The following is a 1,230-nucleotide window of genomic DNA, read 5'->3' on the forward strand; positions in this document are numbered from 1 at the left end:
ACCAGAAGAAAACTATTACGAAGATGACGGTTTCGTAGAGACATTGACGCCTGAAGAGCTTCAAAACCGTTATAACAGCCTTAACGCGTCAGACATGCAGGCTGGCTCTATGACGGTGAAAGACGGAAAGTTCGTATACCTTGACGCTCAGGGTAACGAGGTGTCTGGCATAAAGCAAAGAGAAAAGAACCCGTTTGACCCTGGCCTTGAGCCCGCAGACTTTAGCGGTTTTACTCACTTTAGAAAGCGTGACGACGGAAAGTTTGATGACAAGACTGAGGTTACAGAGTTCGTAAAGAACAGCATCGAAGAAAACGAAAAACACAGAACTCAAGCTCTTAGACACTACGCAAAAGAAAAAGGGTTGGAAGAGAGTGTCGTTATGGAAAATCCAGATCAGTATATTCAGAGCGCTACAGACATGTGGATTAATGAAGCTCTTGACGCGTGGAATCAAAGCAAACCAACATCAACGGCTAGTGAAGGAGATAAGCGCGCCGCTAGAGAAGCTGCTGCAGAGGAAGAAGCCAGACAGAACCTTTATGACTCAGTTAGAGTTATAGACAGACCAGTGCCTAGAGATGAGTTTGAGACAATACTTGAAGGCGCCCTTCCCATGCCAACAACGGTGCAAGAAACCGTTAGAGAGGTTGTAATCCCTATTAATCGGATCAAGGGGAGTATGAACGTGACTCTCGAAGACGGGGAGATGGGTCAATTTAGACCTCAGGAAATAAGAGCGGTAAACGGCATCCTTCAAGTTAGTGGGGCATACTCATTTGATCGCATTCAAGAAGGCAAGAGTGTTCAGGGCATAGAGTCTAGAACGATTACTTTAGACCCAAACAATATATCTCACGTTGGACAGATCCAACAGCTTGAGAAGCTTGGACTGGATGAGCTGAATGGCGTATCTTTGAATCAGATCATAAACGACCCAGAAAGCATTGGGATTGAAGCTCAGCAGTGGTCTCCAAATGACATCTAAAAATGAACGAACAGTACCTTAAAAGATTACACGCATATCTTGGCGTAAAGGAAGATTATGCTACATGGCTTGAGAATACTACGTCTGATGAGCAGAACATTAGAAAAATGCACTCTGATCTCGGAATTACTCATGACTATGAAACTTGGAAGGCAGCTTCGTTTGGAGATATCCAGCCTGTAAAAAAAAAAGAAAGCCCCGTCGCTCCTACTCTATCCGAGTCTTCGGATGGGAATTCCTTC

At 44.6% G+C, this 1,230-nt stretch carries 2 protein-coding genes; both read left to right on the forward strand.

Annotated features, from left to right (window positions below; genetic code table 11):
• Positions 1–988: hypothetical protein (locus EBR25_14150; protein NBW42112.1), on the forward strand; the 988-nt coding region annotated here is incomplete at its 5' end.
• 2 nt (positions 989–990) lie between these two features.
• On the forward strand, positions 991–1,230 hold a 240-nt coding region (locus tag EBR25_14155), incomplete at its 3' end, for a hypothetical protein (protein NBW42113.1).

It is taken from the genome of bacterium (assembly GCA_009926305.1).
GTDB lineage: Bacteria > Bdellovibrionota_C > UBA2361 > UBA2361 > RFPC01 > RFPC01.